This is a genomic window from Acinetobacter guillouiae CIP 63.46, assembly GCF_000368145.1.
Taxonomy (GTDB): Bacteria; Pseudomonadota; Gammaproteobacteria; order Pseudomonadales; family Moraxellaceae; genus Acinetobacter; species Acinetobacter guillouiae.
In genome coordinates, this window is record NZ_KB849283.1 from 1304217 (window position 1) to 1318332 (window position 14116).

At 40.5% G+C, this 14116-nt stretch carries 13 protein-coding genes; 5 read left to right on the forward strand and 8 right to left on the reverse strand.

The window, feature by feature from the left end; translation table 11 throughout:
• Positions 1-4: 4 nt before the first annotated feature.
• The 4 genes from F981_RS11240 to F981_RS11255 are packed head-to-tail and all read right to left on the reverse strand — an operon-like array spanning position 5 to position 4180.
• The gene (locus F981_RS11240) at positions 5-1282 is read right to left on the reverse strand and encodes an aromatic ring-hydroxylating oxygenase subunit alpha (protein WP_004721598.1); all 1278 of its coding nucleotides are present in this window, start codon (positions 1280-1282) and stop codon (positions 5-7) included.
• Between the two features lie 30 nt (positions 1283-1312).
• Positions 1313-1840 (reverse strand): nuclear transport factor 2 family protein, encoded by a 528-nt coding sequence (locus F981_RS11245; RefSeq protein WP_004721599.1) that lies wholly within the window; start codon positions 1838-1840, stop codon positions 1313-1315.
• Between the two features lie 42 nt (positions 1841-1882).
• Positions 1883-3049 carry an acyl-CoA dehydrogenase family protein gene (locus F981_RS11250; protein WP_004721601.1) on the reverse strand — a complete coding sequence of 389 codons (1167 nt, stop codon included), beginning with the start codon at positions 3047-3049 and terminating at the stop codon, positions 1883-1885.
• Between the two features lie 18 nt (positions 3050-3067).
• Positions 3068-4180, reverse strand: a complete 1113-nt coding sequence (locus F981_RS11255; protein WP_004721602.1) for an amidase — start codon at positions 4178-4180, stop codon at positions 3068-3070.
• A gap of 147 nt (positions 4181-4327) precedes the next feature.
• Between F981_RS11255 and F981_RS11260 the strand changes: the two genes are divergently transcribed.
• Positions 4328-4795, forward strand: coding sequence for a MarR family winged helix-turn-helix transcriptional regulator (locus tag F981_RS11260; RefSeq protein ID WP_004721604.1), 468 nt, complete (start codon positions 4328-4330; stop codon positions 4793-4795).
• A 54-nt stretch (positions 4796-4849) separates the two neighbouring features.
• On the opposite strand, the gene F981_RS11265 is transcribed toward F981_RS11260, so the two are convergent.
• The 4 genes from F981_RS11265 to F981_RS11280 form a co-directional block, all read right to left on the reverse strand.
• The gene (locus F981_RS11265) at positions 4850-5845 is read right to left on the reverse strand and encodes a 3-hydroxybutyryl-CoA dehydrogenase (RefSeq protein ID WP_004721606.1); all 996 of its coding nucleotides are present in this window, start codon (positions 5843-5845) and stop codon (positions 4850-4852) included.
• Between the two features lies 1 nt (position 5846).
• A complete protein-coding gene (locus F981_RS11270) occupies positions 5847-6953 on the reverse strand; it encodes an NAD/NADP-dependent octopine/nopaline dehydrogenase family protein (RefSeq protein ID WP_035371555.1) in 1107 nt (368 codons plus the stop codon).
• Positions 6954-7036: 83 nt separating this feature from the next.
• The gene (locus tag F981_RS11275; RefSeq protein ID WP_004721610.1) at positions 7037-8038 is read right to left on the reverse strand and encodes an AraC family transcriptional regulator; all 1002 of its coding nucleotides are present in this window, start codon (positions 8036-8038) and stop codon (positions 7037-7039) included.
• A gap of 90 nt (positions 8039-8128) precedes the next feature.
• Entirely contained in the window at positions 8129-9472 is a 1344-nt protein-coding gene (locus F981_RS11280; RefSeq protein ID WP_004721612.1) for a spinster family MFS transporter, read from the reverse strand.
• Between the two features lie 363 nt (positions 9473-9835).
• On the opposite strand from F981_RS11280, the gene F981_RS11285 reads away from it, so the two are divergent.
• The 4 genes from F981_RS11285 (at position 9836) to antC (ending at position 13573) form a co-directional block, all read left to right on the forward strand.
• Positions 9836-10228, forward strand: coding sequence for a hypothetical protein (locus F981_RS11285; RefSeq protein WP_004721615.1), 393 nt, complete (start codon positions 9836-9838; stop codon positions 10226-10228).
• A gap of 392 nt (positions 10229-10620) precedes the next feature.
• Positions 10621-12036 (forward strand): anthranilate 1,2-dioxygenase large subunit, encoded by a 1416-nt coding sequence (antA, locus tag F981_RS11290; RefSeq protein WP_004721617.1) that lies wholly within the window; start codon positions 10621-10623, stop codon positions 12034-12036.
• 2 nt (positions 12037-12038) lie between these two features.
• Positions 12039-12530, forward strand: coding sequence for an anthranilate 1,2-dioxygenase small subunit (gene antB, locus F981_RS11295; protein WP_004721618.1), 492 nt, complete (start codon positions 12039-12041; stop codon positions 12528-12530).
• An 11-nt stretch (positions 12531-12541) separates the two neighbouring features.
• On the forward strand, positions 12542-13573 hold the full coding sequence (gene antC, locus F981_RS11300) for an anthranilate 1,2-dioxygenase electron transfer component AntC (RefSeq protein WP_004721619.1): 1032 nt from the start codon (positions 12542-12544) through the stop codon (positions 13571-13573).
• Positions 13574-14116: the final 543 nt, after the last annotated feature.

Genomic DNA, 14116 nt, shown 5'->3' on the forward strand with positions numbered 1-14116 from the left:
CTCCTTAAGCCGTCATCATCTTTTTCCACTGCTGATAAGCAGCGCGCATTCCAGTTTCTGCACTGACATCGCTCTTTAAGCCATCTTCAGTTTTTACTTCGCCGGGTAAACCACGGTTCAACATGATCCATAAATCATGACCAGCATTGGCACCATGTTGCACACGTTCCCACGCTTCTGAGTCATCAGGTGTACCGAAACCAAATGGACCTTGGAAATGTTCATGTAGACGTAAGCGATATTGATTGGCAATCTGTGGACCACCATCCATCGTGATCACGGAATGATGAATTTCAGTTTCATTGACTGAAATCGGTTGCATAACACGGAAGAAGGCCATTGAACAGGCAATGTTCGGGAACAGGTTTAAGTTAAAACCAGAGCCACCCACAGCGCGTACAATACGGCGTACTTCAAGTTCTTCATGCCCTTCATCACGTAACGCCTGTGCAAGCTCTTCAAAACGTTCCTGAATTGGGCGTTCCATCAACTCTTCATCTAAATCCACCAGCTCAGGAATCATCACCATGACACTGTGCCCATTACCTAAATCTTCAACGTAGCCAGGTTGATTTTCAAAATTAAATAACTCTTCAGTCTTCTCATCGACTGAACTTAAGAATGACTTATGTACCAACGGAAAATGATAGGCATCGGTGGTATTTTCCAGCTGGATTTTCCAGTTGCCTGGGAAACGGAAACGATGTTCACCCAATACTTTAATTGGATAACCTGCGCCTTGTTTCATAAACAAATCAATCCATTTTTTCGCTGCACCTAAGAAATCTGCTAAAGGTTCAATATCGTCTTTAAAGGTAGCGAAAATCATACCGTTGTATTCTTCAACACGTAGGCTAATCAATGGAAACTCTGATTTATCCAGACATTCACCATAACTTTCAGGTGAAGGTACACCACGTAATGAACCATCCAGTGCATAGCTCCATCCGTGATATGGGCAAACAAAACTGTTGGTTTTGCCTTTTTTATGTTCACATACCGTTGCTGCACGATGGCGGCAACGATTGAGCAATACATGGACTTTTTTCTTACGGTCACGTACAACGACAACAGGTTGCTTACCAATATTAATAGTTTTATAGCTACCACCATCTGGAATTTCGCTGGCATGTGCCACCCAAACCCAAGTGCTGTAATAAATCTTTTCCATTTCATCATCAAAGACACGCGCATCTTTATATAAAGAGGTATGTGCACGATCACTTTGGACTAACTCACTGTAATCAATGTTAATATTCTGCATTGGAATAATACTGTTCATATCCATTATCCTTTTCAATTTATCCATAACTTATTGCTGAGACGGTACTGGCAATATCGCTGTACTGTTCCAGTGAGACACGGGGCGACTAAAAATATTTTCAGTCTGAAAATGTTTGATCTTCCATAGACCATCGGTTTGCTGTTTAAATTTCACACTGAGTTTTGCGGCATTTAAATGGCTATCTCCATTGAGAAAGGTCGAGGTTTGCAACATCAACCAGCTTGCATTGGCCTGATCGCCTGCAATATAAATTTGTTCTGAGCTGACAAAATGCGCATTCATCACAAAATGTGATTCGGCTTGGGTATAGCTTTTAAACATGTCAAAAATGGCTTGCCATGAAGCATAGCGACCAAAAGATTGCGCATATTTCTCACCAATTCCTTCCCAAATACTGTCCTGATCAAATAAATCCATTAATTCATTGAGGTCAGTCTTGGCATTTAATCCATCACAAATTTCCATATAACGATGAATACAATTACGAATCGCGTTTTGCGCTTCGAGCTGCTCTAAGCGTTGTAAGATAACGGTCAAATCCATTTGGCTATTCATGTCATATCATCCTTGGACATCTCGTGATTATTTAAATTCGGCTTATAAATAACCGGGTGCTGGCTGCATACCAAAGCTCACCAAAGCGGCATTTTGTAAAGTGGCATCGCCCATAAAGGCATGCTGAGTCACCACATTGGTATCATTCACAAAACGGCTAAATGGGTTATGGGTATAAATTGCAGTCATGCCCGCCAGCATTTGAATTTTGCGCGTTACGCGTGCGCAAACTCGAGCAACATGGGTACAAGACAAGCGCATCTCACTGATCTGTTCTGGCGTTGGCGTACCACCTGCAATAATCTCATTCCAAACGATTTGCATAGTGTCGTAGAACCAAACACGTGCTGCTTTAAACTCAGCTTCGACTTGGGCAAATTCATATTGAGTGACTGGGCGACTGGCAATTTCAGCACCACCTGTGATAGATAATTTGCCAGGTGCTAATTTTTGGAATTCTTCCAACGCTGCTGCTGCAACGCCGATCCCGACCACAGTTAACACCTGTGTTGCCAATGACAGTGATGGATATTTAAAAAATGGTTCCGAAAGTTTGGAAGGTTCGCCACGGATAAAGGTCCAGTCATTGTTAACAAAGACATTATCCACCAGCAGATCATGACTGCCTGTTCCCTTTAAGCCGACCGTATCCCAAGTCATTTCAATTTGTGCTTGTTTTGCAGGGATAATTGCTAAACGTGGAAGACCTTGTGTGGTGTTATTGACCTGTGGGCTAATCCCCACCCCAATAATATCGGCCCCCATACAACCACTTGAAAATTTCCATCGACCTTTTACCACCACGCCATCAGCTCTTAAATCTGCGGGTTGCGGTGGAAAAATACCTGCTGCAAATACAATATCTGGGCTCTCTTTATATAATTCTTCAAGCGTTGCTTCAGGCAGGCTACCCAAATAAGCAGGGCTCATCCCAAAACTCGCAACCCATCCCACGGACCCATCCGCTTTAGACAAACGTTCAATCAACTCACAAAATTGTTGAGGTGACCATTCATTGCCGCCAAAACGTTTCGGTACCAATGCACGATAGACTCCAACCTGCTTTAACTTATCAATAATGTCTTGACTCACATACGCTTGGTTATCGAACTCGCCTGTACAAGCACGTTCTCGAATCTCCTGACAGAGTGCTTCTAATTCCGTTATTGTTGTGTCCATTACAAATTCCTTTGTCGATAAATTATTCATTACCCAACTCCTTGTCATTTATTGCGCGGCGTCCACGATATATTTCGCAATTGCACACACAAGCTCATCCGAATTTCGTTTTGCCACGATTTGTAAACCCACTGGTTGCCCTTCACTGGTTTTGAGCGGTATTGAAATTGCAGGATGTCCAGATAAATTGAATGGACGCACCAATGAAGTTAAGTTCAACAGTGCAACCATATGTTCTGCATCGATTAATTTGGGTGGGATTTGCGGAAGGGTTGGCAGTAACACGGCATCATATTTTTCCAATAAGCCATCAATTTCATTGATAAATTGTGCTTTGACCGTTTCCGCCTCTTTTACTTGTTGCGCCGTGGTTTGCGCAGATTTGAGCAAGCGAGCATGGATGTCGTCACCCAATAAACCAGTTTTGGTTAATTCGCCATACGCCTGCCAATTTTCATAATTAATGATTTGCATCCCTGCATCATAAGCAGGTTCAAACCATTCAGATTTCACTGGTGTAGCTGACAGATTCGCCTGAGCAAGAAAATGCTGAATACAGTTCAATACCGTTGGGTTCGCATTTACCTCAAGCCAAGCCAGTTTCGGCGTATGCGCTAATTTTTCCAAAGCATGGAAACTTGGATCAATTATCTGCATCGCGGTTTCAATCATTGCAACCGAAGCGGCAAATGGTCCCACGCAATCCAACGAACTCATGGCCGGATGTATCCCTTGACGACTGACGCGATTGAATGTCGGTTTAAAACCATACACCCCACAACATGCCGCTGGCATACGAATTGAACCACCAGTATCGGTACCTAAAGTGAAATCAGCCAGACCCGCGGCTACTGCAGCAGCAGACCCACTCGATGAACCACCTGGAATTAGATCAGGATATTGAGGATTGATTGCAGTGCCAAAAACAGGATTGATCCCGGTAATACCAAAAGCCAGCTCATGCAGATTGGTTTTTGCAGTAATTTGGCAATCCGCTGCCAAAATACGCTCTACCACTTCTGCATTCTTTGTTGCAGAAGGCTTATCCATCAAGGCTTTGCTTCCGATCATGGTCTTTAGACCTTGAATATCAATGGAATCTTTCACCATGACTTTTAATGCACCACGTCCTATTTGTACCTCTTGTACAACAATATTCATTCACTTTTCCATGTATTTTTGTACTTAATACCAATATCGGAAAAAGTAATGTAATTGTCAAGATGTTTTTATCAGAAAGAGCAAAGATTTTTTCTTTAATTTTTGTATAATGATGAATATTCATCTTTATAAAGTTATCACTTTGCTATGCTTACTCATTTAGAACAATTTCTACCTAATAATGAACCTAGCAGCTTACAAAGCTATCCTTTCTTTTGGATTTCTCAAGTGAATGGTAAATACACACAACTTATTGAAAAATCAATAAAAAAACTAGGTATCGACAATACTCGTCGTAAAATCATTTTAAGTACCAATGCTTTGCAACAAGCCAGTATTACCGAAATTGCCAACCTCTCTACCCTTAAATTGACCACAGCAACCAAAGCCATTTATCGCCTAGTTGAAGATGATATTGTGCAGGTTTTTTCTTCAGAGTCTGATGAACGTATTTCGATGGTCAAGCTCACTGACAAAGGCAAAGAACTGGTGGAGCAGATTAATCAAATCAGCCAAGTGACTTTATCTGGGATTTTAAATGCCTTTGAAGATGAAGAATTGCATCAGTTAAATGCACAGTTGAAAAAGCTATTCAATTTGATGCCATCAAGCTAAAAGCTGTAAATAAACGCCCATTAGCTGAATGCAATGGGCGAATTGTTCGGTTCATCACGTTGCGGACTGTAAAATATTAAACGATGGTTTTAACTTACTTTTTTCAATTCGATCTGAAAAGGTCCGTAAAACATCTTGTTTATATTGATGAATATCCACATCTGCATAATTATAAAAACCCTGCTTTTCACGAAGGCCATTACGCTGCTGACGCATATTTTCCGCAATAATTTCAGGTGTACGAAAACGCTCCCCCAGCTCTTTTTGCAAATATTGCGAGGCATAATACAAAATATCGCCACCGCCCCAATCAATAAACTCCAATAAGCCTAAAACAGAAAAACGCAAACCAAAACCAGTACGAATAGCAATATCTATATCTTCTGCCGAAGCGACTCCATCTTCAACCATACGTGCCGCTTCATTCATTGCCAAGGCCTGAATCCTTGGCACGATATAGCCCGCCTTGGCATTACAAACCACAGGTACCTTACCAATCACCTGTAGGAAATGCTTAAGCTGAGTCAGCACCTCATTTGAGGTCTGGTCAGAACGGCTTAACTCCACCAAAGGCATGAGATAAGCAGGATTTAGCCAATGTGCATTGACCACTCGCTCAGGATGCGAAATCATTTGCGCAATATCCGTCACTAAAAATGTAGAGGTGGTCGAAGCCACAATACACTGCTGTGAAAGATATTGATCCAGCCAAGCAAAAATTTCTTGTTTGGCTTGTTTTACTTCTGGTACAGCTTCAAGGATCAACGCACAGCTTGGCAATATGCCTGTAGCAACCTGTTTAGATAAAATCGCAATCTTATCCAAAATAAAATCTTGCTGGTCTGCTTGAATAAACTGAATTTTCTCAAGCAACTGTAACTCTTGCTGTAAATCAGCACGAATTTGAGTTTGATATTGTTCAAATTCAGCTCCACTGCGTTGTTTTGCATCAAGCAAATCAACGTTTAGTCCTGCATAGGCAAAAGCAATCGCAATAGCTTTGCCCATACGTCCAGCACCGAGCACCGCAATTTTTTCGATCATCTGCATTTTAGACTCCTTGTTGCAAAATCGCTTGCAGTTCTACTGGGCTTTTATCCGCAAGACCTAAACACTCAAAAGTACGTCCTTGTTGATATAAATCCTTACCCGTGACCGCTGACGCGATATTCAATAAGCCCTCAGCAACAGGGATTGCGACACCTGCCCAACGTCCCACAGAAACTAAAAAAGATAATCCTAAACGAGTGTCTTCTAACATATAGCGATGTGAATCTAAGTCGATATCCTCACGCCAGTCACCACTGTCAGTTAATTTTCCATGTGCCCCACGTCCATACATCCATTCATCACCCTCACCTTCATGATTATAATGATCCGCCAAAGGAAAATGTGGTGCGGCATATCCCAATGCTTCACGTACTTGCATTCGTTCCGCATCGAGTTGATTGGTGACACGGCGAATTGAGGGTTGAGTACCTTCATTATGAATATCCCATGCTTCAAAATGTTCAAGTGGACCCGCATTCATCAAAATTAAAGGTGGATGAATAATGGGTCCAGCATTCATCAATGCACCACTTAAGCTGTCCTCAACGGGTTCAACGCTAGGATAAGCCTGCTTAAGCACTTGAAATGCATGTTGTGACAATACGCTTGGAAATACGCCTGTGGGTAACCGGGTCGCATAACCACTAATCACAATTTGATTCACCCCATGTTTACGCACCAAATAAGGCAAAGTTCCCGTTTCTGCAAATGCCACTTGCGCAGTGTTGCCTGCTTGTTGCATCGCCTTGGCAAAGATAAAACTACCAAATGTCGCTGGTGGTAAGTACACCACTTGCCCAGCTTTAAAAAATGGCGCCGCTTGATGGGATAAATCATCATGTGTGGTCGCAGGTAATGGAATAATAATCAACTCGGCATGTTCAATGGCGCGTTGCAAATCATCAGACAAATTAATCTGACTCTTTTCAAAACCCACCGTCACAGTACGATCGCCTTGATAATCTTTAATCTTTAATTGCCCAGTGGCAGCAAGTTGTTGCAAAGCATCTGAATCACGGCGCCATAACAGCACCTCATGCCCTTTTTCAGCCATTTCTGCCGCAGCTGCATAACATCCATGACCGCCACCTAAAACTGTAATTTTCATCATTGCTCTTCCTGATTTATTTCAATTCATCATAGAAGCGCAATAACCTGCTGGCTTATCCAAACACGCAACACGTGTTCAGTTTACGAAAGCATTGTACTCATTTGAACAGGGCTCATTTTTAAAGTTTTAGAAGGTAAACACCCATAGCGTTTTTTATACAGCGTAGAAAAATGCCCTAAACTTTGGAAACCGTGACGCAACACAATATCCGTCACTGTTTCATTGGTTTGAGCATGCTGTAAAGCCAGATGTACCCGTTCAAGTCGCTGATCACGGATATACTCGACTGGGGTTTGTTGTAAATACTGGCTAAAGCCTTTTTGCAATGTGCGGATCGACACCTCACAACACTGGCTTAAAGCCGCTAATGAAATCGGTTTTTCTAAATGATTCTGAATATATTTTTGTGCTTTTTTTAGATAGCCGGGCAAAATATGCTGTCTTTGCAAATTAAGCTGGTCACTATAGTTATTTGGGATCTTCAATAAAATCAGTTCAATTAAATACTGGGTAAAACTCGCTGAGATAAAGCTCCAATTTTGAATATGATAATAGGCATGGCACAAATAATTGAGGGTTTCAATAATCGAGTCTATGCCTTCCTCGGTACAGGACAGGCTCATATCAAAGACAACTGGTTCATGACTGGTATGCCCCAACATTTTAAACAATTGGGTTTCTACATCATGTTGAGCAAGTTTTAAAATAATATTTCGGCAATGCTGATTGGTCTGGATTTGCTGTTGAGTATGTGGATGCGTAATTGACATAATCCCGACTGACTGTAGCACCTGTTGGTCTTCTATACCGACTTTACATTGACCTTCCAGTGTCAATCGAAATAAATAAAAATCAGAAACCTCATCAATGGTAATCATCACAGGTGCGCTATATTTAAGATCGTACAAGGCACAATTTCCAAAGCGAAAACCATTTAAACGGGTATTTAACGGTTCACGCACTTCCACCTCAAAACGATGAGGGCTTAAATAATAACTGACCTGATCTTTAATGGTTTGATAATCATCCGATTTAAACAATAGCAGTTCATCCAGATAATCCAATTTGAAAAACTGTTCCATTCTTTCACTCCCTGATTATGGATTGACCAAACAAGTCACAAAGCCCATTACAAAGAATGGGCGTTGTGACTGATTGAGAACACCATTGGATTAAGAGGCATGTTCCTGCTGCATACTGGCGCTAAATGCCTTACAGCCCTTTTTCAATAAGATAAATGCCAACACACATGAAATCGTACCCACGATAGACAAAGACATCCCCACCATTAGTGGATTTTCAAAAATTTTATCTGTAATCAATGCCACCAACGTGGTACCGATCCCAACCGCAACCAAATTACTGATCAGCAAAAACACGGCTGAGATTTGTGCACGCAACTGATTCGGTGCCAGCATTTGCATTGCTGTGGTTGAAATTGGCATTGGGAAAGAGGCAAAAAACATAGCAGGGACCAGAAATACCACAGAAAGCCACAGCTCATTGACTTGGGTAAAGACCATAATTGGTAAAATTAATCCTACGATTCCGATCACCCCCGTAATCATTGGCGCGTCCTTACGTCCTTTTTGAATAAACCAGTCATTGAGCCAGCCTGCACAGAATACGCCAAGAATATTTGCCACCAATAACACCGTGCCTAGCATATAGCCTGCTTCTGTCGGTGTAAGGCCAAACTTACGCATGTAAAATGCTGGTGACCAACTAATCAGGCAATACAGCGCCATTGCATAGAAAGTAAAACCTAAATAATGGCAAGTAAAAGTACGACTATGTTTTTTGATAAACTTAAACGCATCTTTCATATTGGTCTTTTCAACTTGACCTTGTGCATTTAAACGCTGACCTTTTCGTTGCGGTTCTCTCACCGTAAGTAACACCAGTAAGCCAATAAACACTCCAGGTAAGCCTACGATAATAAATGCCGCCTGCCATGCTCTTAATGCACCAAATAAAGGAACCTGAATGGTGTCCATATTTTTAAGCAAGCCAATCACATAACCGCCGACCAGAAAAGCAATCCCTCCACCGACAAATGAACCAATTGAATATACTGCAACAGCACGGCCTAATTTGTCCTTGCTAAACATATCACTAAACATTGAATAAGCTGCAGGAGATAAAGCGGCTTCGCCCACCCCAACACCCATACGGCTTAAAAACAGTTGAATAAAGTTTTTACTTAAGCCACAGAATGCAGTTGCAATGCTCCAAAATACCACCCCGACTGCAATAATTTTTGGTCGAGAAAATCGGTCTGCCAAATAGGCCAGTGGCAACCCCATAAAGGCGTAAAACAATGAAAAGGCAAGACCATGTAATAGACTAAATTGGGTATCTGACAAACCTAGATCAGCCTTAATCGGTTCAATCATCAGTGCCAGTATTTGCCGATCTATAAATGAAAATATATAAGCCAACATGCAAAGTGAAACAACATACCATGCATATGTATTTGAATGAGAGCCTGTTGACTCTGGTGAGTGAGTATCCATTTTTCTTCCTTGTCCATGCATTTTTATGATTGGTATCTTTAAGAAGATGTCGCTTATTCGAGGAAATATCCATTTCCTATCCACCTTCATAAAGAAAAGCTTACCACACTATAGTTATTTTTACATGGAATTTTCCATGTTATTTTAAGTATATAGTTATACCTTTTACTTCACAATGCTCAACTCGAACCAATTTATTTTATTTAAAATAATAGATATCAATAAGATACTATATTTTTAAATTGTAAATTATTTTTGGGAGCGTTCTTGAAACATACGTTAAAAATTTAATTTTAAAATAATATTGAATTTTACATTTATTTTTACATAATATAAAAAATACACCTCTCATAGGAAATGGATATGCCGCTGTCAAAACAAGATGCAATTGAAAGTATACATAGCATGCACGTACTGATTGAACGTATTTTTAACGGGAAACATACAGAACAAGATCTTCCCCTACTTATTGAATATTTTTCCGATCATTTTGAGATGGTCGGTGCAGCTGGAAAGCGTTTTTCCTTGGCCGATGTCAAAGGGCTGTTTAGCAATAATCAGGGCAAGATGCCAGATCTAAAGATCGAAATTTATGATGAACAAATTTTGATGCAAAGTGAACAAAGCATTGTTCTCACCTATACTGAAAAACACACCAAGGAATCAGGAGTTCTAGTTCGACGTTCTTGTGCGCTGATTGAAGAAATTCAAGGAAAAATGCAGTGGAGTTACTTACAGGAGACTTTTTTACCTTAAATAGCGGTTAGTCTTAATAACTTCATTTTTCAATGCAACGCTTTAAGTTCAATAAGATATCAATTTAGAATATAAATGATTGAATTGCGACTTAAAGCTTAGCCTCCCCCCGTTTTGGCAAACACTTTGTCCATTTTCATCCCCAACATTAAAATTTTACTTAAAAAACAAAATTACGGCGAAGTTCAATTCAAAAATATTATTTATTTCAAAAGTATGCATCTTGTTATGTATAAAACAGATTGAAAAATCCTATCGCAATCTCCTCCACAAAAATGTATCCAAGCATTTAATCTGCATAAAGTGGATAAACACATGGAAAATCTGGATAGAGCCTTTCTTTAAATCGCGGTTCAATCAAACAAAGGACTGATTGGATAGAGGAAGAGCCCATGACTGCACGTAACCTCGCCGAATGGCAAAATTTTGTACACAGCTGTATCGATTTTCGACCAAATGATGGTGTTTATCGAATTGCTCGCGATATGTTTACCGAACCAGAACTATTTGATCTCGAAATGGAACTCATTTTTGAAAAGGTCTGGATTTACGCTTGCCATGAAAGTGAAATTGCCAATAACAATGATTTCATTACAGTACAGATTGGCCGACAACCGATCATTATCAGCCGTGATGGTAAAGGCGAACTACATGCCATGGTCAATGCCTGTGAGCATCGTGGTGCAACCTTGACCCGTGTGGCCAAAGGCAATCAGTCTGTATTCACCTGCCCGTTTCATGCTTGGTGTTATAAGTCGGATGGGCGTTTGGTTAAGGTCAAAGCGCCAAATGAATATTGTGAAGATTTTGATAAATCTAGCCGTGGTTTAAAACAAGGCCGTATTGCCAGCTATCGTGGATTTGTTTTTGTCAGTCTGGATACTCAGGCTACAGATTCACTGGAAGACTTTTTAGGTGATACTAAAGTGTTTCTTGACTTGATGGTTGATCAATCACCAACGGGTGAGCTTGAAGTATTACAAGGTAAATCTGCTTATACTTTTGCAGGCAACTGGAAACTACAAAATGAAAATGGTCTGGATGGCTATCACGTTAGTACCGTGCATTATAACTATGTTTCCACCGTTCAACATCGCCAGCAAGTTAACGCAGCCAATGGCAGTGAACTTGACACACTTGATTATAGTAAATTAGGTGCGGGTGATGCCGAAACGGATGATGGTTGGTTTAGCTTTAAAAATGGACATAGTGTGCTGTTTAGTGATATGCCAAATCCAGCGGTACGTCCTGGTTATGATGTGGTGATGCCTTATCTGCTGGAAAGGTTTGGGGAAAAGCGTGCTAAATGGGCCATGCACCGTTTACGTAACCTCAACCTTTATCCAAGCCTGTTCTTTATGGATCAGATCAGTTCACAACTGCGTATTGTCCGGCCTGTGGCATGGAATAAAACCGAAGTCATCAGCCAATGTATTGGTGTCAAAGGTGAATCAGCGGAGGCACGTCGTAACCGTATTCGTCAGTTTGAAGACTTTTTCAATGTATCAGGATTGGGTACACCAGATGATCTGGTGGAATTCCGCGAACAACAAAAAGGCTTTCAGGGCCGTTTAGAACGCTGGAGTGATATCTCACGCGGTTATCATCAATGGAATTATGGCCCATCACAAAATTCACAAGATCTTGGTATTGAACCCGTGATCACAGGGCGTGAATTTACTCATGAAGGGCTATATGTCAACCAGCATGGTCACTGGCAACGCCTGCTCCTCAATGAACTCAATAAAAAAGCACTTAAGATGCAAGAAGTCACTTTTTTAAATCAATCTGTTACGGATGAGGTGTAACCATGTCTCTAGAACTTCATTTTGCAGTGTCTCAATTCCTTTATAAAAAGGCGGAACTATGTGATCGCTATGATTGGGATGCTTATCTCGAACTCTATGATGAAGACAGCGAATATCATATCCCACAATGGATTGATGACCATCACTACGTTGAAGATCCCAATCAAGGCTTGTCCTATATTTATTACCCCGATCGTTCAGGACTTGAAGATCGTGTGTTCCGTATCCGCACTGGAAAAGCGGCTTCTGCAACGCCTTTACCGCGCACTCAACATAATATTCACAATGTACAAGTAAAGACTCAAGAAGATGGTTTGGTTGAGGCAAAGGTAAGCTGGCGCACGCTTTATAATCGTCAGGGCCTTGAAGGGTGCTTTTATGGTCATGCCACTTATTTACTCCGCCCAACTGAAGATAGCTTCCGTATTCGTCGTCAACACAGCGTATTGCTTAATGACAAGATAGATTCGGTTCTCGATTTCTATCACGTCTAAGGAGAAATACAATGAGTCATTCTGTTGCACTCAACTTTGCCGATGGTAGAACATTTTTTATCGCAGTACAGGAAGACGAATTGCTGTTGGACGCAGCGGTTCGTCAAGGAATCCACCTCCCGCTCGATTGCCGTGAAGGTGTTTGTGGAACCTGTCAGGGGAAATGTGAAACGGGTATTTATGAACAAGAATATGTTGATGAAGATGCATTAAGCGAACGTGATTTGGCTGAACGTAAAATGCTGGCTTGCCAGACACGGGTTAAGTCTAATGCCGCTTTTTATTTCGATCATAGTTCCGAAATCTGTAATGCGGGTGAGGCTTTAAAAATCACCACGGTAGTTACTGCTGTTGAATTGGTTTCAGAAACCACCGCGATCTTGCATCTGGATGCCAGTAGTTTTGACAAGGAACTGAATTTTTTACCAGGTCAATATGCACGTTTACAAATTCCAGAGACTGACGATTGGCGTTCTTATTCATTTGCCAATCGTCCCAATGCCAATAATCAACTTCAGTTTTTAATTCGTCTGCTGCCAGATGGTGTAATGAGTAATTATCTCAGAGAACGTTGTCAGATCGGACAAAGCCTGATGATGGAAGCGCCTTTAGGGAGTTTTTATCTACGTGAAGCTGAACGCCCTCTGATCTTTATTGCAGGTGGTACAGGTTTATCGGCTTTTTTAGGTATGCTCGATAATATTGCCGATCAACCAAATCAACCCTCAGTGCAACTCTATTATGGTGTCAATACAGAAGCCGATCTATGTGAACAAAAGCGTTTGATCGCCTATGCAGAAAAGATCAAAGACTTTAGTTATCATCCGATCATTTCAAGCGCCTCAGAACTATGGCAAGGAAAATCAGGCTATATCCATCAACATCTGGATAAACAACAACTTCAACAACAACGCTTCGATATGTACTTATGTGGCCCGCCACCGATGATCGAAGCCGTCAAATCTTGGCTAGATGAGCAGTCTATCGAAGATTGTTCTATTTACAGTGAGAAATTCTTACAGAGCAATACGGTAAGAACTTAGTTTTAACAACAAAATGCGTGTCATATCTTAAGATATGACACCAACTCACAGCAGGATTAAGCTCAAGATGATTCAAATCTTAATTGAGCAACAAAACTTATTAAATAGCGAAATCATATGATGATTTATTGATTGAATTTGGATATTTTTTCTACGTGGCCTGATTATTTCAGTTTGTGATATCCTGATATTTAAAATAATATGAGTATTTTTAATATAATTATATTATTCAATAAGTTAAACCAATAAAAACAACCAAAAATAAATTGATCATTTTAGTCAGATTTGCTATACATAGAGATAGATCTTAAGGAATAGGATCATATAAAGAGTACAAAGCATGATCAACGCTATCCTTTATTTTTTAAAAAATACTATGACGTTTTTTTTTGATTTGATCACGCCAAACTAGACTAAAAATATGTTGTATCGAGGTATTTTACTTGGTCTATTTTTTGCTTAACTCTTTATATCACTGCCAGCCACTTAAAGTTTTAAGTATTGTTTAATGCAGTTTTAATCAGGTCATCATGTGACATAAAG